This window comes from Pantoea sp. At-9b (genome assembly GCF_000175935.2).
Taxonomy (GTDB): Bacteria; Pseudomonadota; Gammaproteobacteria; order Enterobacterales; family Enterobacteriaceae; genus Pantoea.
In genome coordinates this window covers 507,884-527,813 of record NC_014837.1, presented here as the reverse complement: position 1 = coordinate 527,813, position 19,930 = coordinate 507,884, and the positions used below count along the sequence as shown (strand labels likewise).

At 54.8% G+C, this 19,930-nt stretch carries 20 protein-coding genes and 1 tRNA gene; 11 read left to right on the top strand and 10 right to left on the bottom strand.

The features are described from left to right. Nucleotides 1–120: 120 nt before the first annotated feature. The 3 genes from zapG to degS all read left to right on the top strand — a co-directional run bounded on the left by zapG (nt 121) and on the right by degS (nt 3,150). Complete coding sequence (gene zapG / locus PAT9B_RS02295) at nt 121–525, top strand: Z-ring associated protein ZapG (protein ID WP_013507642.1); 405 nt, start codon at nt 121–123, stop codon at nt 523–525. 106 nt (nt 526–631) lie between these two features. Further along, nucleotides 632–2,002, top strand: coding sequence for a serine endoprotease DegQ (gene degQ / locus PAT9B_RS02290; RefSeq protein ID WP_013507641.1), 1,371 nt, complete (start codon nt 632–634; stop codon nt 2,000–2,002). An 86-nt stretch (nt 2,003–2,088) separates the two neighbouring features. Further along, the gene (gene degS, locus PAT9B_RS02285; RefSeq protein ID WP_013507640.1) at nt 2,089–3,150 is read left to right on the top strand and encodes an outer membrane-stress sensor serine endopeptidase DegS; all 1,062 of its coding nucleotides are present in this window, start codon (nt 2,089–2,091) and stop codon (nt 3,148–3,150) included. Nucleotides 3,151–3,180: 30 nt separating this feature from the next. Here degS and epmA read toward each other — a convergent pair whose 3' ends face one another. The 4 genes from epmA to efp form a co-directional block, all read right to left on the bottom strand. After that, nucleotides 3,181–4,158: an elongation factor P--(R)-beta-lysine ligase gene (gene epmA / locus PAT9B_RS02280; RefSeq protein ID WP_013507639.1), complete on the bottom strand. Its 978-nt coding sequence runs from the start codon at nt 4,156–4,158 to the stop codon at nt 3,181–3,183. Nucleotides 4,159–4,356: 198 nt separating this feature from the next. Beyond that, complete coding sequence (locus PAT9B_RS02275) at nt 4,357–4,491, bottom strand: entericidin A/B family lipoprotein (protein WP_013507638.1); 135 nt, start codon at nt 4,489–4,491, stop codon at nt 4,357–4,359. A 102-nt stretch (nt 4,492–4,593) separates the two neighbouring features. Continuing rightward, entirely contained in the window at nt 4,594–4,725 is a 132-nt protein-coding gene (locus tag PAT9B_RS29570) for an entericidin A/B family lipoprotein (protein WP_013507637.1), read from the bottom strand. Between the two features lie 55 nt (nt 4,726–4,780). Beyond that, nucleotides 4,781–5,347, bottom strand: coding sequence for an elongation factor P (efp, locus tag PAT9B_RS02270; protein WP_013507636.1), 567 nt, complete (start codon nt 5,345–5,347; stop codon nt 4,781–4,783). 41 nt (nt 5,348–5,388) lie between these two features. Between efp and epmB the strand changes: the two genes are divergently transcribed. Further along, nucleotides 5,389–6,417 carry an EF-P beta-lysylation protein EpmB gene (epmB, locus tag PAT9B_RS02265; RefSeq protein ID WP_013507635.1) on the top strand — a complete coding sequence of 343 codons (1,029 nt, stop codon included), beginning with the start codon at nt 5,389–5,391 and terminating at the stop codon, nt 6,415–6,417. Between the two features lie 71 nt (nt 6,418–6,488). Here the strand turns inward: epmB and PAT9B_RS02260 are convergent, their stop codons facing one another. The 4 genes from PAT9B_RS02260 to PAT9B_RS02245 form a co-directional block, all read right to left on the bottom strand. Beyond that, nucleotides 6,489–6,836 carry a DUF4156 domain-containing protein gene (locus PAT9B_RS02260; RefSeq protein WP_013507634.1) on the bottom strand — a complete coding sequence of 116 codons (348 nt, stop codon included), beginning with the start codon at nt 6,834–6,836 and terminating at the stop codon, nt 6,489–6,491. A 194-nt stretch (nt 6,837–7,030) separates the two neighbouring features. Next, the gene (gene groL / locus PAT9B_RS02255; protein WP_013507633.1) at nt 7,031–8,680 is read right to left on the bottom strand and encodes a chaperonin GroEL; all 1,650 of its coding nucleotides are present in this window, start codon (nt 8,678–8,680) and stop codon (nt 7,031–7,033) included. A 48-nt stretch (nt 8,681–8,728) separates the two neighbouring features. After that, a complete protein-coding gene (locus PAT9B_RS02250; RefSeq protein ID WP_013507632.1) occupies nt 8,729–9,022 on the bottom strand; it encodes a co-chaperone GroES in 294 nt (97 codons plus the stop codon). A 196-nt stretch (nt 9,023–9,218) separates the two neighbouring features. Next, nucleotides 9,219–9,671: an FxsA family protein gene (locus PAT9B_RS02245; protein WP_013507631.1), complete on the bottom strand. Its 453-nt coding sequence runs from the start codon at nt 9,669–9,671 to the stop codon at nt 9,219–9,221. A gap of 396 nt (nt 9,672–10,067) precedes the next feature. Here PAT9B_RS02245 and aspA point away from each other — a divergent pair, with 396 nt between their 5' ends. The 7 genes from aspA (at nt 10,068) to PAT9B_RS29565 (ending at nt 16,362) form a co-directional block, all read left to right on the top strand. Next, nucleotides 10,068–11,504, top strand: coding sequence for an aspartate ammonia-lyase (gene aspA, locus PAT9B_RS02240; RefSeq protein WP_013507630.1), 1,437 nt, complete (start codon nt 10,068–10,070; stop codon nt 11,502–11,504). A 103-nt stretch (nt 11,505–11,607) separates the two neighbouring features. After that, on the top strand, nt 11,608–12,909 hold the full coding sequence (locus tag PAT9B_RS02235) for an anaerobic C4-dicarboxylate transporter (RefSeq protein ID WP_013507629.1): 1,302 nt from the start codon (nt 11,608–11,610) through the stop codon (nt 12,907–12,909). A 74-nt stretch (nt 12,910–12,983) separates the two neighbouring features. Then, complete coding sequence (gene cutA / locus PAT9B_RS02230) at nt 12,984–13,307, top strand: divalent cation tolerance protein CutA (RefSeq protein ID WP_013507628.1); 324 nt, start codon at nt 12,984–12,986, stop codon at nt 13,305–13,307. Further along, nucleotides 13,283–14,983 (top strand): protein-disulfide reductase DsbD, encoded by a 1,701-nt coding sequence (locus PAT9B_RS02225; protein ID WP_013507627.1) that lies wholly within the window; start codon nt 13,283–13,285, stop codon nt 14,981–14,983. Before cutA ends, PAT9B_RS02225 begins: the two co-directional genes overlap by 25 nt. Nucleotides 14,984–15,048: 65 nt before the next feature. Further along, entirely contained in the window at nt 15,049–15,627 is a 579-nt protein-coding gene (locus PAT9B_RS02220) for a transcriptional regulator (RefSeq protein ID WP_013507626.1), read from the top strand. 108 nt (nt 15,628–15,735) lie between these two features. After that, nucleotides 15,736–15,811: transfer RNA gene (locus PAT9B_RS02215), tRNA-Phe, on the top strand. 377 nt (nt 15,812–16,188) lie between these two features. Then, nucleotides 16,189–16,362, top strand: coding sequence for a YlcI/YnfO family protein (locus PAT9B_RS29565; protein ID WP_013507625.1), 174 nt, complete (start codon nt 16,189–16,191; stop codon nt 16,360–16,362). A gap of 167 nt (nt 16,363–16,529) precedes the next feature. Here PAT9B_RS29565 and cydC read toward each other — a convergent pair whose 3' ends face one another. Further along, the gene (gene cydC, locus PAT9B_RS02210) at nt 16,530–18,173 is read right to left on the bottom strand and encodes a thiol reductant ABC exporter subunit CydC (RefSeq protein ID WP_013507623.1); all 1,644 of its coding nucleotides are present in this window, start codon (nt 18,171–18,173) and stop codon (nt 16,530–16,532) included. After that, on the bottom strand, nt 18,170–19,930 hold the full coding sequence (cydD, locus tag PAT9B_RS02205; RefSeq protein ID WP_013507622.1) for a thiol reductant ABC exporter subunit CydD: 1,761 nt from the start codon (nt 19,928–19,930) through the stop codon (nt 18,170–18,172). The genes cydC and cydD overlap by 4 nt, the downstream gene beginning before the upstream one ends.

The following is a 19,930-nucleotide window of genomic DNA, read 5'->3' as shown; positions in this document are numbered from 1 at the left end:
ACACTAAGCGATGCCGCTCCAGAGTTCCACATCCAATCGATTAACAGGTATAGTGGCAGTTATTGAAGTTGAAGCAGAAGCAATGCCCTACGAAGCAACGGAAATTACACGGGAGTCATTATGACCTGGGAATACGGGCTGATTGGTTTAGTGATTGGCATTATTGTCGGCGCAGTCGCAATGCGTTTTGGCAACAAAAAACTGCGCGAACAGCGCACCATGCAGTACGAACTGGAAAAATCCAAAGCAGAGCTGGCGGATTACCGTGAAGAGCTGACCAACCATTTTGCCCGCAGTGCAGAATTGCTGGATAACATGGCGCGTGATTACCGCCAGCTGTATCAGCATATGGCCAAAGGGTCTAACGACCTGCTGCCAAACCTGCCTGGCGAGAAAAACCCGTTTGCCTACCAGCTAACGGAAGCCGAAGCGGACAACGATCAGGCACCGGTACAGATTCCGCGTGATTACTCCGACGGCGCATCCGGTCTGTTACGTGGCGGCGATCGCGCACCGCGTAATTAATCTTTTGGGGCACAGCAACGCTGTGCCCTTTTTGTTTGTCGAACCCTTACCCCAAACAACTGTCACACTTTTTTAATCCCCTTTTCGCAGCGAGAGCGTTGTAGCAATGAAAAAACAAGCACGACTGTTAAGCGCATTAGCCTTGAGCATTGGGATGAGTCTGGCCGCCACCCCGGCTGCCCTGGCGACTCTCCCGGCGCAAATCCAGGGACAGCCACTGCCGAGCCTGGCTCCGATGCTGGAAAAAGTGTTGCCTGCGGTGGTCAGTGTCCATGTAGAAGGCACTGAAACCGCTGCCCAGGGGCAGGATTTACCTGAACCGCTGAAACGCTTCTTTGGCCAGATGCCGGGACAAAATCAACCGCAGCCTTTCGAAGGACTGGGGTCAGGTGTGATTATCGACGCCGCCAAAGGTTACATCCTGACCAACAACCACGTCGTCAATGGCGCAGACAAAATCAGCGTGCAACTAAGCGATGGCAACGAATATGACGCCAAACTGATCGGTCATGACGAGCAGACCGATATTGCGTTGATCCAGGTACAGGGCGTGAAAAACCTGACACAGGTGAAAATCGCGGATTCTGACACGCTGAAAGTGGGTGACTTCGCCGTCGCCATTGGTAACCCGTTTGGCCTCGGTCAGACCGCCACCTCAGGCATTATCTCGGCACTGGGTCGTAGTGGCCTGAATCTGGAAGGGTTGGAAAACTTTATCCAGACCGATGCCGCGATTAACCGGGGCAACTCTGGCGGGGCGCTGGTAAATCTGAATGGTGAGCTGATCGGCATCAACACCGCGATTCTGGCCTCCAGCGGTGGCAATATCGGTATCGGCTTCGCTATCCCAAGTAATATGGCGATGAATCTGGCGCAGCAGCTGATTCAGTTTGGCGAAGTCAAACGTGGGCAGTTGGGCATCAAAGGCACCGAAATGACCGCCGATATGGCGAAAGCCTTTAATGTCGATGCACAGCGCGGGGCATTCGTCTCCGAAGTGCTGCCAAAATCAGCGGCGGAGAAAGCCGGGATTAAAGCTGGCGATATCATCACGTCTGTGAACGACAAAGCGATCACCAGCTTTGCCGAATTGCGGGTGAAAATCGGCACCACGCCACCGGGACAACAGGTCAAACTGGGTCTGCTGCGCGATGGTAAACCGATCACCGTCAACGTCACGCTGGACCAGAGCGCGCAAACTACCGCCAGCGCACAGCTGCTGTCACCGGCCTTGCAGGGTGCCACCCTCAGTGACGGTACCACCAAAACCGGTGATAAAGGCGTGAAAGTCGATACCATCGAAAAAGGCACACCAGCCGAACAGGTGGGTCTGCAAAAAGATGATGTGATTGTGGGTGTGAACCGCAACCGGGTGGAAAACCTCGCGGAGATGCGCAAAGTGCTGGAGGCAAAACCGCCGGTGCTGGCACTGAATGTGATGCGCGGCGACGAAAGTATCTACCTGCTATTGCGATAATCATCGCAACAGGCGGACAAGCAGGTGTTTGTCCGCCTTTCTCATGCTATTCTGCCCTGCGATCTTATCCGGCTTAAACTAACACCATGTTTCTTAAACTTTTGCGTTCTGTGGTGATGGGCCTGATCGTTGCGGGCATTCTGCTGGCAGCGATCCCAACACTTCGTAAGGGCACCAGCGCCCTGATTGAACATGACAGCAGCAATGATGAGGCACCCTTCAGTTTTAACCAGGGTGTGCGTCGTGCTGTGCCTGCGGTGGTCAACGTCTATAACCGCAGCGCACAAGGCAACAATAATCACGGTATCACCACGCTGGGTTCTGGCGTGATCATGAACGTAAAAGGCTACATTCTTACCAATAAGCACGTGATTAATAACGCTGACCAGATCATCGTCGCGCTTCAGGATGGCCGCTTCTTTGAAGCGACATTGGTCGGCTCCGATGCCATGACCGATCTGGCCGTACTGAAAATCACCGCCACCAATCTGCCAATTATCCCGATTAACGCGAAACGCGTTCCACACATTGGCGACGTGGTGATGGCGATTGGCAACCCTTATAACCTCGGTCAGACCGTGACCCAGGGCATTATCAGCGCCACCGGACGTGTCGGCCTCAGTTCCTCAGGCCGTCAAAACTTCCTGCAAACCGATGCCTCGATCAACCAGGGCAACTCAGGCGGCGCACTGATCAACTCGCTGGGTGAACTGATGGGTATCAATACCCTGACGTTCGATAAAAGCAATGATGGCGAGACGCCGGAAGGGATTGGTTTTGCCATTCCGACCGCACTGGCGACCAAAATCATGGATAAGCTGATTCGTGATGGCCGGGTGATTCGCGGTTTTATCGGCATTACCGGGCGTGAACTGCCGCCGTTACATGGTCAGGGCAGCACCCTCGATCGCGTGCAAGGCATCATTGTAAGTAAAGTGACACCGGGTGGCCCCGCCGAACGTGCCGGTATTCAGCCTAACGATGTGTTGCTCAGCGTCAACGGTAAACCGGCGGTTTCCGCACAGGAAACCATGGATCAGGTGGCGGAGATTCGCCCGGGTTCAGTGATTGATGTGCAGGTACTGCGTAACGAACAGAAGATGAGTTTGCCGGTCACCATCGAGGAATTCCCACAGAGCGGCAATTAAGCGGGCGTGATAACACCGCCCGCCTGGCTGCTAGCTGCGATCGACCGGGAAGGCGATCACTTCACTTAACGAGCTGGCCTTCAGCGCCAGCATGATCAAACGATCCACACCCAGCGCCACACCTGAGCAGGCTGGCATACCGTGCTTTAACGCATCCAGCAGGTTGGTGTCGATCGGATGCTGTGGCAAGCCACGCGCCGCGCGCCGACGGTTATCCTGCTCAAAACGCTGACGTTGCTCACGACTGTCAGTTAACTCACGGAAACCGTTCGCCAACTCCACCCCTTTGTAATACACCTCAAAACGCTCTGCGACGCGGTGATCTTCGGTACTGATCTCCGCCAGTGCCGCCTGGCTGGCCGGGAAGTGGTAGACAAAGGTGGGCTTATCGATGCCAATTTTCGGCTCGACACCCAGCATGAACAGCAATTGCAGCAGGGTGTCGCGATCGTCTTCATCGCGTGCCAGTTCGCCGTCACCCAGTTTTTCTGCCGCTTCGCGCAGTTGAGCTTTATCCGCAGACAGCGGGTCCAGCTCGAGGTGACGAATAAACGCCTGCTGGTACGAAAGGGATTCTGCGCTATCGCACTCCAGCACCTGTTGCAGCAGGTCGTCGACCTCATTCATCAGGCGATACATATCGTAGTGCGGACGATACCACTCCAGCATGGTGAATTCAGGATTGTGATGTCGTCCGGCTTCTTCATTACGGAAACTACGTCCCAGCTGGTAGATCGGGCCGCTCCCCGCCGCCAGCAGGCGCTTCATATGGTATTCCGGGCTGGTCATCAGCCACAGGTCGCGCCCTTCGCTGGCTCCGGGGCCAACAAAACGCGTCTGGAAGGGCACCAGATGGATGTCCGTGATGGTCGCCTGGCTCATCGCCGGGGTATCGACCTCCAGCACGCCGCGATCGGCAAAGAAACGTCGAATTTCCGCCATAATAGCGGCACGTTTCAACAAATTGGCAATGGGTGCGCTCGGCTGCCAGCTTGCCGTTTCGCTCATGTTGATGACTCCTTATACAGATAAGGGGTGGAAGTCTACCCGTATTGGCGATGACAGACAACGCCGCCACGCTTACGCCCTCAATATCACCATAGGGTCAGTGGCTTTAAAAGCAGCAAGGAGAGGAGGATGGGCGGTTTGGGATAAAGCCGGGGAAAAGAAAAGCCGGTACGAAACGCGTTCCGCACCGGTCAGAGATTACTGCGCGGTGCGTTGAATTGCCTTGCCGCCTGCTTCTACGTCTTCCCCTACACCACGGGTGGTGTTGCAGGCAGAAAGCAGTGAGGAAAGCACCAGTACGGAGAAAATCGCGACAATACTTTTCTTTAACATAACAATATCCTTTTTGGTTGCAGTAAAAGTACAGCTTTTAAAGCATAGTCCTTAAACGCAACGCTGCGGTGTTGGCCGCAGAAAAAGGAGAGGCGCTGGTGTTTACTTAGCGGCCCGTGAAATTGCGCCACCCAGATGGGAGACATCTTCACCGAAGCCGTGGAAAGTGTTGCAGGCACTTAAAGCCGAGGAGACCAGCAACGCAAAGGCGACGAATTTTGCCAACTTTTTCATTATTCTGAACTCACTTAAAAAAAAGGCGCATCGAAGGATGCGCCTGATTTGACGATTATTTTACGCGAGACACGTATTCGCCAGAGCGGGTATCCACTTTCACGACTTCGCCAATCTGCACGAACAACGGCACTTTAACTACTGCGCCAGTTGCCAGCGTAGCCGGCTTACCACCAGTACCTGCGGTATCACCCTTCAGGCCTGGATCGGTTTCGATAACTTCAGCTTCGATGAAGTTCGGCGGCTGAACGGCAATGGCTTTATCGTTCCACAGGGTAACGATACAATCAGCGTTGTCCTGCAACCACTTCTGGACTTCATCCAGAACTTTAGCTTCAACCTGATACTGCTCGAAGCTTTCCGGGTGCATAAAGTAGAAGAAATCGCCGTCGTTGTATGAGTACTGCAGCGTCATATCCTTCACGTCTGCGCCTTCGGCAGAGTCGGTAGATTTGAAGGTTTTCTCAACACGAGAACCGGTCAGCAGACGACGCATTTTAACGCGTGCGAATGCCTGGCCTTTACCCGGCTTAACGAACTCACTGGATTCGATGGCATACGGCTCGCCTTCGAACATGATTTTAAGACCGGAACGAAAATCGTTGCTAAGATAAGTCGCCATAAAGGCCCTCTGTAAATATTGAACTGGTAATAGCCAAAAAAATGGCACACATTGTAACCCTAAATCCCCCTTCCAGAGAAGATTGGTTGCAGCAACTTGCTGATGTTGTCACCGATCCTGCTGAATTACTGCAACTTTTAGCTCTCGATCGCCATGCTGAATTGGCCGAAGGCACTGAAGCAAGGCGGCTTTTCGCCCTGCGCGTACCCCGCGCGTTCATTCAGCGCATGAAAATCGGCGATGCCCAGGACCCGCTACTGTTGCAAGTGTTGACCAGCCGTCAGGAGTTCAATGATGCGCCAGGTTACAGCACCGACCCGCTGGATGAACAAAGCAGCGTGGTGCCGGGTTTACTGCATAAGTATAGAAACCGCGCGCTGTTGTTGGTAAAAGGCGGCTGCGCCGTCAATTGCCGCTACTGCTTCCGTCGCCACTTCCCGTATCAGGATAATCAGGGCAACAAACGTAACTGGCAGGCCGCCATTGACTACATTGCCGATCATCCTGAGCTGGATGAGATCATTTTTTCTGGCGGCGATCCGCTGATGGCCAAAGATCATGAACTGGCCTGGCTGATTGAGGCACTGGAGAAACTCCCGCATCTGAAACGTCTGCGTATTCACAGCCGCCTGCCTGTGGTGATTCCGGCGCGAATTACCGAGGGATTATGCCAGTTGCTGGCCAATACCCGCTTGCAGGTACTGCTGGTGAGCCATATCAACCATGCGCAAGAGATCGATGATGAATTGCGTTACGGCATGCAAATGCTAAAACGTGCGGGCGTCACTCTGCTGAATCAGAGCGTACTGCTGCGTGGCGTTAACGATAAGGCGCAGCAGCTGGCCGACCTCAGCAACGCGCTGTTTGATGCGGGCATTCTGCCTTATTACCTGCACGTACTGGATAAGGTACAGGGTGCAGCGCACTTCTTTGTGCCGGATGATGAGGCCCGTGCGCTGGTACGCGAGCTGCTGACGATGGTGTCAGGGTATATGGTACCCAAGCTGGCGCGTGAAATCGGTGGGGAACCGAGTAAAACGCCACTCGATTTGCAGTTGCGTCAGGAATAACCGCCTGCGATCCAAAACGGCGCGATATATCGCGCCGTTACGGAAAGGGGCAAATTTACCTGACTATGCCGTTATGGGCACTTGTAAACCTGACCGGTCATTTTGCTGTCGAGCGGGGCAAACGCCGACAGCAGATTCTGCGTTGGGCTGGTCGCGCCATAAATCGTGTTGCCGCCCATTTCTGCCGCGCGGTTGCGCAGGTCGTTGGCTGCACCGCGCAGTGAACTGCCTTCACCGCCAGAGCCACTCAGCCAGTTGCTCTGTGAACCGGTGACATTTCCCAGAAGCTGACATTGGCTGCCCGGTTGCTGATCGACGAAAGTCACGCGCTCGCCGCCAGCACTCAGTTGATTTGAGCTGCTGCAACCCGCCAGCAGTAAACTACCGACTGCCAGTCCGAGCAAGAGGTTAATCCGCATTGTAATCCCCATTTATTATCATCAGTGTCGGGTGGCAGCGTAGCAGAAAAGCGCACATTTTTTCTGAACATTCATTGCCCTAACCCGCGAAGCCGAAGTGTTGCGCCCTTACTTATACCCTTTCGCCAGCAAAAGAAAAACCCCTGACCGTTGCCGATCAGGGGTTCTCAGATGACTTAAGCCGTCAGGGGCAATTACATCATGCCGCCCATACCGCCCATGCCACCCATGCCGCCAGCGCCAGCACCTAAATCAGGCGCGTCGCCTTTCGGCAGGTCAGTGACCATACATTCGGTGGTGATCATCAGGCCAGCCACAGAAGCCGCGTACTGCAGAGCAGAACGGGTCACTTTGGTCGGGTCCAGGATACCGAAGTCGATCATGTTGCCGTATTCTTCAGTCTGCGCGTTGTAACCGTAGTTACCGTCGCCCGCTTTCACGTTGTTAGCAACCACAGACGGCTCTTCACCGGCGTTAGATACGATCTGACGCAGCGGAGCTTCCATCGCGCGCAGCGCAACTTTGATACCCACGTTCTGATCTTCGTTCTGGCCTTTCAGCTCAGTCAGTTTAGCCGCAACGCGTACCAGCGCCACGCCACCACCAGCAACCACACCTTCTTCTACCGCAGCACGGGTTGCGTGCAGGGCATCTTCAACGCGGGCTTTCTTCTCTTTCATTTCAACTTCAGTTGCTGCGCCCACTTTCAGTACGGCCACGCCGCCTGCCAGTTTCGCTACGCGCTCCTGCAGTTTTTCTTTGTCGTAATCAGAAGTTGCTTCTTCGATCTGCTGACGAATCTGAGTCACGCGACCAGAGATAGCGCCTTCGTCGCCCACACCGTCGATGATGGTAGTGGTGTCTTTGTTGATCACGACGCGTTTTGCCTGGCCGAGGTCTTCCAGTGCCGCTTTTTCCAGCTCCATACCGATCTCTTCAGAGATAACAGTACCGCCAGTCAGGATAGCGATATCCTGCAGCATGGCTTTACGACGGTCGCCGAAGCCCGGTGCTTTCACCGCAGCCACTTTCACGATACCGCGCATGGTGTTAACCACCAGCGTAGCCAGCGCTTCGCCTTCCACGTCTTCAGCGATGATCAGCAGCGGTTTGCCAGCTTTGGCAACGGCTTCCAGCACCGGCAGCATTTCGCGGATGTTAGAGATTTTCTTGTCAGCCAGCAGAATGAACGGGCTTTCCAGTTCAACAGCACCGGTTTCTGGCTTGTTGATGAAGTACGGAGAGAGGTAACCACGGTCGAACTGCATACCTTCAACCACGTCCAGCTCGTCTTGCAGGCCGGTACCTTCTTCAACGGTGATCACGCCTTCTTTACCCACTTTTTCCATCGCCTGAGCGATCAGGGTGCCGACGCTTTCATCGGAGTTGGCAGAAATGGTACCAACCTGAGCAATGGCTTTAGAGTCAGAGCACGGAACTGACAGCGCTTTCAGCTGCTCAACCGCAGCGATAACGGCTTTGTCGATACCGCGCTTCAGGTCCATCGGGTTCATGCCAGCCGCAACAGCTTTCAGACCTTCGTTAACGATAGCCTGTGCCAGTACGGTTGCAGTGGTGGTGCCGTCGCCTGCTGCGTCATTCGCTTTAGAGGCCACTTCTTTCACCATCTGCGCACCCATGTTTTCGAACTTGTCTTCCAGTTCGATTTCACGTGCCACAGAAACACCATCTTTAGTGATGGTCGGTGCACCAAAAGATTTATCCAGAACCACGTTACGGCCTTTCGGGCCCAGGGTAACTTTTACTGCATCTGCCAGTACGTTCACGCCACGCAACATTTTTACGCGTGCGTCATTACCGAATTTTACGTCTTTAGCTGCCATTTCAAATATCCCTTAAATTCGTTTCGTTCAGTGAATTACGCGTAAAAATTACGCTTCAACAATCGCCAGAATGTCGCTTTCAGAGATGATCAGAACTTCTTCGTTGTCGATCTTCTCAGTTTTTGCGCCGTAACCTTCGTTGAAAATCACCACGTCGCCCACTTTAACGTCCAGTGGCAGGATGTTGCCGTTTTCCAGGATACGGCCTTTACCTACTGCAACCACTTCGCCACGAGTAGATTTGCCTGCCGCAGAACCGGTCAGAACGATGCCGCCAGCTGATTTTGCTTCAACTTCTTTACGCTTGACGATCACGCGATCATGTAACGGACGAATTGACATGTGATAGCTCTCCTTTAGAAAGTCCAATCATTCAGTTTTAGGGGTTGAACGCCGGGCTTCATGGCTTCCGGCCTCGTGGTGGAAGAGATTAGGGCTAATAAGAAGGCTTTCAAGGGGGAAACCAGAAAAAATTTTCGTTTTTGTAACAGACGACGAAAAACCCAGCAAAAAGGCGGCTTGCGCCGCCTTTCGGAAATTACTGATCTTTGTCCTGGCCTATACGATCGTTGTTTTTACGTTCGTACTCACCATCCACGGTAAAACCACTGTCCGGCCCGGCTCCGGGACCACGCCAGACGCGCAGGTGCGGCATCAGCTTCAGCGTCAGGTGCTTTTGCACCGGCGGCAACAGCAGCAGTAAGCCGAGGAAATCGGTGAAAAAGCCGGGCAGCAGCAGCAAAAAGCCCGAGATAATCAGTGAAACGCTTTTGATCATCTCCGCCGCCGGGCTTTCATTACGCGCCATTTTCTCCTGCATCAGCATGAAGTTTTTCACGCCCTGATTTTTCACCAGCGAGACACCAATACAGGAGGTGAAAATCACCAGTAGCATGGTGAGCAGCACGCCCATCACATGCGCGACCTTGATGAAAAGCGTGATTTCAATCCAGGCCAGAACAAAAAAGATCACAAACGGTAACCAGCGCACCGATATCTCCTGTGAGTTGAGGCTGTCTCGCGCCAAGCCAGACAGCAGAATGGGAGGGTCAAAGGGACCGTAAAGAAAGAGATGGTCATTCCGAGCGCTGATTTCAACCGATCCTGCCAAATTTTTCCGGCTGACTTAAAATTGTGAGAAACATCACATATCGTTATTAGCGTAGCGCCAGCAAAAGCCCGTAAAGTGATCTGTGCACAGGCTTTTCTGTAATGACAGAATATGATCGTGCTCGCCAGACCGAAGATGGATAAAATGTCGGCGCTGGTATTCCACGACAATATAATTGCATCACCTGCACGTGACTCGCCGCCCTCCTCTGATCGCCTCAGAGTGCGTCCGGCAGCCACTCAGCAGCCACTCAGCAGCCATAATAAGAAGGTAATCATGGCGAACAACATTCGTATCGAAGAAGACCTGTTAGGCATGCGTGAAGTTCCGGCCGACGCCTACTATGGTGTTCACACTCTGCGTGCGATTGAGAACTTCTATATTAGTAATAGTAAAATCAGCGACATACCAGAATTCGTTCGCGGTATGGTGATGGTGAAGAAAGCAGCCGCCCTGGCGAACAAAGAGCTGCAAACAATTCCTCGCAACATTGCTAACACCATTATTCAGGCTTGCGACGAGGTGCTGAACAACGGTAAGTGCATGGATCAATTCCCGGTGGACGTCTATCAGGGCGGCGCAGGGACCTCCGTCAATATGAACACCAACGAAGTACTGGCCAACATCGGTCTGGAGCTGATGGGTCACCACAAAGGTGAATATCAATACCTCAACCCGAACGACCACGTGAACAAGTGTCAGTCTACCAATGACGCTTATCCCACCGGTTTCCGTATCGCGGTGTATACCTCGATTCTGAAACTGATCGATGCCATCAACCAACTGGGTGAAGGCTTCCAGCGCAAAGCGGTGGAATTCGAGAACATCCTCAAAATGGGCCGTACCCAGTTGCAGGACGCGGTACCAATGACCCTCGGTCAGGAGTTCCACGCCTTCAACGTGCTGCTGAATGAAGAGACGCGCAGCGTACTGCGTACCGCAGAACTGCTGCTGGAAGTGAACCTCGGTGCCACCGCAATCGGCACCCGTCTCAACACACCGGACGGCTATCAGCAGCTGGCGGTGCAGCGTCTGGCAGAGGTCAGCAACCTGCCGGTGGTGCCAGCGGAAGATCTGATTGAAGCCACCTCCGACTGCGGTGCTTACGTGATGGTGCATTCATCACTGAAACGTCTGGCGGTGAAACTGTCGAAAATCTGTAACGACCTGCGCCTGCTCTCCTCCGGTCCGCGTGCCGGTCTCAACGAGATCAACTTACCGGAATTGCAGGCGGGCTCTTCCATCATGCCAGCCAAAGTCAACCCGGTGGTGCCGGAAGTGGTGAACCAGGTGTGCTTCAAGGTGATCGGCAACGACACGACGGTGACGATGGCCGCCGAAGCCGGGCAGTTGCAGCTTAACGTGATGGAACCGGTCATCGGTCAGGCATTGTTTGAATCCATCAGCATCCTGACCAACGCCTGCTACAACCTGCTGGAGAAATGCGTCAACGGCATCACCGCCAACAAAGCGGTGTGTGAAGCCTACGTATTTAACTCCATCGGTATCGTCACTTACCTCAATCCGTACATTGGTCACCACAACGGTGACATCGTCGGTAAGATTTGTGCTGAAACCGGCAAGAGCGTGCGTGAAGTGGTGCTGGAACGTGGCCTGCTGACCGAAGCGGAACTGGACGATATCTTCTCGATTCAGAACCTGATGTTCCCGGCCTACAAAGCCAAACGTTACACCGACGAAAACGAACAATAACTCGTTCTGGATCACGTTGTAGCAAGCACGCCCGTATAGAATACGGGCGTGTTTTTTTTGGGCGACTACAACTAAGGGATGTCGCGTTTCAGGGAGTGAAAAGATGGTCGTGGTCGAATTAATCATCGTGTTGCTGGCGATCTGGTTGGGTGCCCGTTTAGGCGGTATCGGCATTGGTTTTGCCGGTGGCCTGGGCGTGCTGATCCTGACGCTGTTTTGCGGCATGAAACCGGGCGCGATTCCCTTTGATGTGATTGAAATCATCATGGCGGTGATCGCCGCTATTGCGGCTATGCAAGTGGCGGGCGGTATGGATTACCTCGTCAGCCTCGCTGAACGCCTGCTACGCCGTCATCCGCGTTATGTCACCTTCCTCGCACCGCTGGTCACCTATGTCATGACGCTGCTGGCCGGTACCGGCCATACCGCTTTTTCCACCCTGCCGGTCATCGCTGAAGTGGCGAAAGAGCAAGGGGTACGACCATCACGCCCGCTCTCCATCGCCGTGGTAGCGTCGCAAATTGCCATCACCGCCTCGCCTATCTCCGCTGCGGTAGTCTTTTTCGCCTCGCTGCTGGAACCGCGCGGTGTCAGTTATCTGGCCCTGCTCGGCGTGGCTTTACCCTCGACCATGCTGGCGATCTTCTGTGCCGCGATTGTCACCAATTTCCTCGGCAAAGAGTTGAAAGACGACGCGGTTTATCAGACCCGGCTGGCGAAGGGAGAAGTGACGTTGCGGGGTGCGCAGGTGTTCAATCTCAAGCCCGGTGCCAAACGTTCGGTGTTGCTGTTCCTGGTCGGCATTGTGGCGGTGGTACTCTATGCCACCGCTATCAGCGAAAATGTCGGCTTGATTGCTCACCCGGTGCTGCCGCGTAACGAGGCCATTGTGGTGTTTATGCTCACCATCGCCACACTCATCTGCCTGACCTGCAAAATCGATACCGGTGAGATCCTGAGCGCCAGTACGTTCAAGTCCGGGATGAGCGCCTGTATCTGCGTCATGGGGGTGGCCTGGTTAGGAGATACCTTTGTAAAAGCGCACCTCGACGCTATCCAGACGCTGGCCGGTGATATGTTGCAAAGCTATCCGTGGTTACTGGCGCTGGTGCTGTTCTTTGCCGCTACCCTGCTCTATTCGCAGGCCGCGACCACCAAAGCACTGATGCCCGCCGCGCTGCTGCTGGGCGTATCCCCCCATGCGGCCATTGCCTCATTTGCTGCGGTTTCAGCCCTGTTTGTGTTGCCCACTTACCCGACGCTGCTGGCCGCGGTAGAGATGGATGACACCGGCTCCACACGCATCGGTAAGTTTGTGTTTAATCATTCCTTTATCGTACCTGGCGTGCTGGCTATTGCGTTGTCGGTGCTGTTTGGTTTTCTGTTTGGCAGCCTGATCCTCTAGCCTGGTTACATCCTGTAAACCTTGTGTTTAGCGGGGCGTGTTATCATCACCGCTTTCGTCACCGGAGCCTTCTGATGAGCATCAATTCTGCCGTTGTGGTGCTGTGCACAGCACCGGATCAGGCCAGTGCAGAGCAACTGGCTGCCCAGGCGTTGAATGCCAAACTGGCTGCCTGCGTCACGCTGCTGCCGGGTGCAACCTCGCTGTATGTCTGGGAAGGGAAACTGGAACGGGTCAGCGAAGTACAGATGTTGCTGAAGTGCGATACTCTACATCAGCAGGCGCTGATGGATTTGCTTAAAGCGGCGCATCCCTACGATGTGCCCGAATTACTGGCACTGCCGGTACAACATGGAGACAATGAATACTTGTCATGGTTGCACGCATCTCTCGCCTGATCGGCCTCTGCCTGGCGCTGTTCATCAGCCTGTCGGTCCAGGCCTCAATCTTTTCGCCCAATAGCAACAGCCGCTTTGTGCCGGTTGACCAGGCCTTTGGCTTTGACTTTAGCCAGCAGGGCAATCAGCTGACGTTAAGCTGGAAAGTCAAATCTGGCTATTATCTTTATCGTCAGCAAATTCACGTTACGCCGCAAAAAGCGCAGATCGCCCCGCTGGCGCTGCCGCAAGGGCAGCCACACGAGGATGAGTTCTACGGCAAAAGTGAAATCTATCCGCAGGATCTGCAGCTACCGGTGACCCTTCATCAGGCCAGCGACGGTGCCTCCCTGACGGTCACCTATCAGGGCTGTGCCGCTGCCGGTTTTTGTTATCCGCCAGAAACCCGCACAGTACCGCTCAACGCCGTGGCTGCCAATAACGCTGCGCCGCCGGTCAGTGCACAAGCAGAACATCGCAGCACCCCGCTGCCGTTCTCGCCGTTATGGGCGCTACTGATTGGCATTGGCGTGGCCTTTACTCCCTGCGTATTGCCGATGTACCCGCTGATCTCCAGCATCATCCTCGGCGGCCCACGGCGTTACTCGCTCGGACGCCTGTTCGCCCTGGCCATGGTCTACGTACAAGGCATGGCGCTGACTTACACCGCGCTCGGTGTGGTGGTCGCCGCCGCCGGTTTGCGCTTCCAGGCGGCGTTGCAGCATCCCTATGTGTTAATTGGCCTCTCAGTGCTGTTCATCATTCTGGCGCTGTCGATGTTTGGCCTGTTCACCCTGCAACTGCCTGCCAGCCTGCAAACGCGTCTGACGCTCTGGAGCAACCGTCATCAGGGTGGCTCGCTGCCGGGCGTGTTTGCGATGGGTGCGCTGGCGGGTTTGATCTGTTCCCCCTGCACCACCGCGCCACTCAGCGCTATCCTGCTGTATATCGCCCAGAGCGGTAATCTGCTGGCCGGGGCCGGTACTTTGTGGCTGTACGCGTTTGGTATGGGTTTACCGCTGATTGCCGTGACGCTGTTCGGTAATAAACTGCTGCCCAAAAGTGGCCCGTGGATGCATAGCGTCAAAGAGGGTTTTGGTTTTGTGATCCTCGCGTTGCCGGTTTTCCTGTTGGAACGCGTGATTGGCGATGTGTGGGGAATGCGCCTGTGGAGCCTGCTCGGCGTCGCCTTCTTTGCCTGGGCGTTCCGTCTGAGTTTAGGGCTACAGGGCAAAGGGCGCATCGTCCAGGTGGTGATGCTGGCCGCAGCGGTGGTGGCAGCACGACCATTGCAGGACTGGGCGTTCAGCGTAGATAACCAGGTACAAACTGTGGCGCATCTGCCCTTCCAGCCGATTGCCAATAGCCAGCAGCTTGATACCGCGCTGCAACAGGCACAGGGACGCATCACCATGGTCGATCTCTATGCCGACTGGTGTGTGGCATGCAAAGAGTTTGAGAAATACACCTTTAGCGATGAACAGGTACGCAACGCCCTGAGTCAGGTACAGCTGTTGCAGGCGAACGTCACCGCCAATAATGCGCAGGATAACGCGCTGTTGCAGCATTTACAGGTACTGGGGCTGCCAACCATTCTGTTCTTCGATGCACAAGGCAAAGAGATCCCTGACTCACGCGTGACCGGTTTCCTCAACGCCGACGAATTCCGCACACATTTGCACAATCTGCCGCGTTAAACGAAACTGGAGCAAGACACACCCCGTCCGACTGCCGGACGGGCCGCATACCAGAGGAGAGTCACTTGCAACGTGAACAGATACTCGAGCATGCGTTGAATGTGCTTGAACAGCGCGGCCTGGCCGCCACCACGTCTTTGCAACAACTGGCCGGTGAAACCGAGCTGGCCCCACAACAGCTGGAACGCTTCTGGCCTGATCGCGATGCGCTGCTGTATGACGCCCTGCGCTATCACGGCCAGCAGATTGATAGTTGGCGACGCCAGATTCAACTCAACGAACATCTCAGTGGCGCAGACAAACTGCTGGCACGCTATGAGGTGCTGGCGGAGCACGTCAATAAAGGCCGCTTCCCTGGCTGCCTGTTTATCGCCGCCTGTAGCTTCTACCCGCAGCCCGATCAACCGGTCCATCAACTGGCTGAACAGCAAAAACGCGCCTCCTGGCAATTTACCCACGATATTCTGGTCAATCTTGAACTGGATAACCCGCCAATGGTGGCGGATCAGATGGAGTTGATTCTGGAAGGTTGTCTGAGCAAGCTGCTGGTGAAACGCAATGTGCAGGATGTCGCCATGGCGCGCCGTCTGGCCGAAGACGTGCTGAGCATCGCGCTGTGCCGTAAAAACGGGGCGCTATCCTGAGGATTTTGACCGCTTTGCCTGAAAAGCAGGCAATCAATCACGTTTCCTGCGGTTTTTTCGCAAAAGCCGTTGACGGCTGTAAGCCATTAGGGTTTAATGCGCCCCGTTGCCCGAATAGCTCAGTCGGTAGAGCAGGGGATTGAAAATCCCCGTGTCCCTGGTTCGATTCCGGGTTCGGGCACCAAAATTCAGAAAACCCAGCCAATGGCTGGGTTTTTGCTTTTTAGCTTCTCACAGGTTTTACATTAACTAACGCTTTGTAAATGAAATGCCCTTCCTTTTAGTACCCATATCCTGAAAAATTTTATAGCATTATTATCGCTTCCGTAATATTCGCAACTCAACATCCCGCTGGGAATAATCCCAATATCCGCGCATTGAAATAACTACGGAGTCACCCATTTTCTGGTAATCTGGTATTTCACCTCAGGAAAATTATACGGTTCGGAAAAGTATCAAAATTCACCTGCTGATCACTTTTCTACAGAAACCGCCTGAGAGAAATATTATTCTACCTTTCATCCACCTTTATAGATTTTGATAATTTTACAGGGGACAAATATGGACAAAATGACAAATTCCAAAACCCGTCGCAAACACATCCGATTCTCTCATGCGCTGCTCGACCAGATTGAAGAAAGCATGAATAGTGAAAACAGTCAGAACTTCTCGGCCTGGGTCGTCGATGCCTGCCGTCTTAAAGTGCGGGAAATTCAAAAGAATTTTAAAAGATAAATTATTATTTAAATGTCTCTGGTATTTAATCCGCCATACAACTGACAAAAGAAACAATAAGACATAATGGTTGGTAAGAGATAAAGCATTTCCTTTGCGGTATTCGCACTGATAAATAAAAGGCCTGTTACGGATAATAACGTTTCCATAACAGGCCTGCTATTTTATTAACCTTCCAGCACCAGGCGACTGTCTGCGAGGATTAACGGCTGAATCTGGTGTGTCACCAGCAACGTCGTTTTTCCTTTCACCAATTCTTTTAGCGCCTTCAGCACCATTTCCGTATTTGCGGCATCCAATCCCTCGGTCGGTTCATCTAATAAGACGATGGGCGCATGCGACAGAAATGCTCTCGCGATGGAGATTCTGCGCGCCTGACCGCCGGAAAGACGGGCACCCAGCTCACCGACCAGCGTATCCAGCCCTTGAGGGAAAGCACGAACTTCTTCTGCCAGCGCAGCCTGAGAAAGTGCCTGCCATAAAGTGCCATCATCCGCATCCGGTGCCACCAACCGCAGGTTGTCCCTGATCGAGGCATTAAACAGATAGGTTTTTTGTCCGACTACCGAGATGCTCTGGCGTAACACCTCGTCCGATAACGCCCTTACCGGGGTGTCACCGATCAACACATCGCCTTGATCACAATCCCAAAAACCCTGTATCAGGTTCAAAATCGTGGTCTTGCCTGCCCCGCTGGGCCCAAGCAGCGCGAGGCACTGCCCCTGCGCGACCCGGAAGCTAAGCGAGTCCAGCACAACCGGCTGCTCAGGCGCATAGCGCATGGTTACCGCGGCAAAGGTCAGATCGAAGCTGGCAGGCGTTGCACTGCGACTGGGCAACACCACGGCCGGGGTCAGCTCTGCCATGGAGAAAATCCGGCGCGCCGCTTCGCGTGTCACGCCCAACGCGGCAAATGCCGTTGGTAATGCGGCCACCGCTTCAGTGCTGGCGAGTACCGCGAATAACAACATGACGATGTCATTGCCGGCAATAGCGCCCGCATGGCCCGCACTGACCAACAGAATAAAGGCACAAAACATCCCCAGCTGGCCAGCCAGCGCTGACAATGCGCTGCCTGATGCCCCGATCCACGCCTGCTGGCGCTGCGCGGCAATCAGCTTTTGCGAAAGCAGCGACAGATGTCGGGACTGCCGGGCAACGGCTCCCGCTACCTGTAACTCGCCAAGACCACGAATCAGGTCAGTCGATGCCGCCTGAATGGATGCGCGCAATCCCGTCACCGCATGACCACTGGCCCGGGTGCGCGACGCCACCACCAGCGGCACAATCACCCCCGCCAGCAACAACATCACACCATCAATGACGGCAACGCCTGGAGAGAACCAGAACAACACACACAGAATCGCGATCGATGAAATCATCCCGGCAATCGCGGGTGCCAGAATTCTCAGGTAAAAATTGTCGAGGCTATCGATATCCGTTCTCAGGCGCGCCAGCACATCGCCGTCGCGAAACCCCTGTAAACGCGCAGGAGCCAGCGGTTCAAGACGCTGGTAAAACCAGACCCGCAGCACGGACAACAACCGTAAGGTTGCATCGTGGGTCACCAGACGCTCAAGGTAGCGCGCAAAGGTGCGCAACACCGCCAGACCACGAATGGCTGCGGCAGGGGTAAAGAACTCCAGCGTCAGCGCCCCGACACCGGCCAGCGCCATCGACGCGATGAACCAGCCTGACAGTGCCAGCAGCGTCACATTTGACAGGATAACCACCACTGACAGCGCGATGCCAAGCGCCATGCGTAACCGCCAGGGACGCGCCAGCGCTAAGAGATGACGTAAGTCGTTCATGCTGTTGCTCCCTTCTGTAACCGTTCAAGCTCAGCAAACACCCCGCCGTTCAGCAACAGATCTTGTGGCTTACCGGATTCGATCACCCTGCCCTGCGCCAGTACCAATACGTGGTCGGCCATCGCCGCCACCTCGGTATCGTGAGTGATCACTAACCGTGCCGAATTCGGCAACGCCTCGGCCAACGCGGTCATCATCTGCCGCGCCGTGTGGCTGTCCAGTGCCGCTGTTGGCTCATCAAGGATCAGCACTGGTGGTGCAGTCAGCACCGCACGCGCCATCGCCACGCGCTGGATTTGGCCGCCAGAAAGCCCCTGACCGCCATCGCCAACCTGGGTGGCGTAGCTGGTCGGCAACGACTCAATAAAAGTCGCGGCCTGAGCCAGTTGTGCAGCCGCGTACAGCTCGCTGTTCCCGGCTTCAGGATGGGCCAGGCAGATGTTGTCCGCTATCGATCCCGCAAACAGGGTCGGTCGCTGCGGCAACCAGCCGATTTGTTTTTGCCACGTGGGCAAATCCAGCTCGGAAAGATCGCGTCCATCAATCAAAATGCGCCCGCTGGCAGGCGTGATAAAGCGCAACAGCAGCCTGGCAAGGGTGGTTTTGCCTGCCCCACTCGATCCCACGATAGCCAGCGTTTCTCCCCGGCGCAGTGTAAAGGAGATGTCCGCCACACCACCGCCTTCCTGATGTTGATAGCCAACACCTTCAACGCGAATCTCCTGCGCAGCACCCACCGGCACCACCGGGTGAGGTCCGGGCGCTGGCGGTTCGGTATTCAGGATGGCTAACAATCCTTCGGTGGCACCAAGGGCATCCATGCGGGCGTGATAATGCGCCCCGAGGTCACGCAAAGGGCGGAAGAATTCAGGTGCGAGCAACAGCGCAAACAACCCCGGCAGAAACGCCAGTTCGCCGTAGTACAGACGGAAGCCGACATAGACCGCCACCATGGCGGTACTGATAGTGGCGAAAAATTCCAGCACCAGCGAGGACAGAAACGCCACACGCAGCACCTTCATCGTTGTCTGACGGTAGTTTTCAGAAATCACCGCAATGATCTGCGCCTGCCTGCGGGCCGCATTGGACTGGCGCAGTGTGGTCAGACCGGAAATCACATCGAAGAAATGCGCGCTCATCAGGCTGAGTTTATGCCACTGCCTGAGATTCATTTTCTCGGCACCCTTGCCGACCAGGATCATAAATAACGGCACCAGCGGAGCCGTGATCAACATAATCAGCCCTGACACCCAGTCGGTGGGGAACAACGCCACCAGAATCGCCAGTGGCACAATACCGATGATGATTTTTTGCGGAAGAAAGGCGGAGAAATAGGTTTCGATCGCTTCAACACCTTCACCCAGCGAACTGGCGATGCTGCCGGTGCGCTGTTGCTGGCTCCATGTCGGGCCAAGTGCGGCGATACGTTCCAGTAAGGTTCCGCGCAACGTCTGTCGAATGCGCGCGGCACTCTCGAACGCGAAGCCCTGGCGCAGCATGTCCAAACCTGCACGCAGGATCATCACGACAGGCAACAGCCAAAGCGCGGGGAACAGTTCGGTCAATCCTTTGCCGCCGATGACAACCCGGTCAATCAACCATGCCAGCAGCCAGCACTGGACAATCATCATGATGGCATTCAGCGTTGCCATGGTGACAGACAGGGAGAAGAAGGCGCCAGCCTGGCGACGCTGGCTGGAGAGCCAACGTTCTGCCAGGCGAGCGGCCGCGCCACTAAGGGGAGGACGAGCCGACAT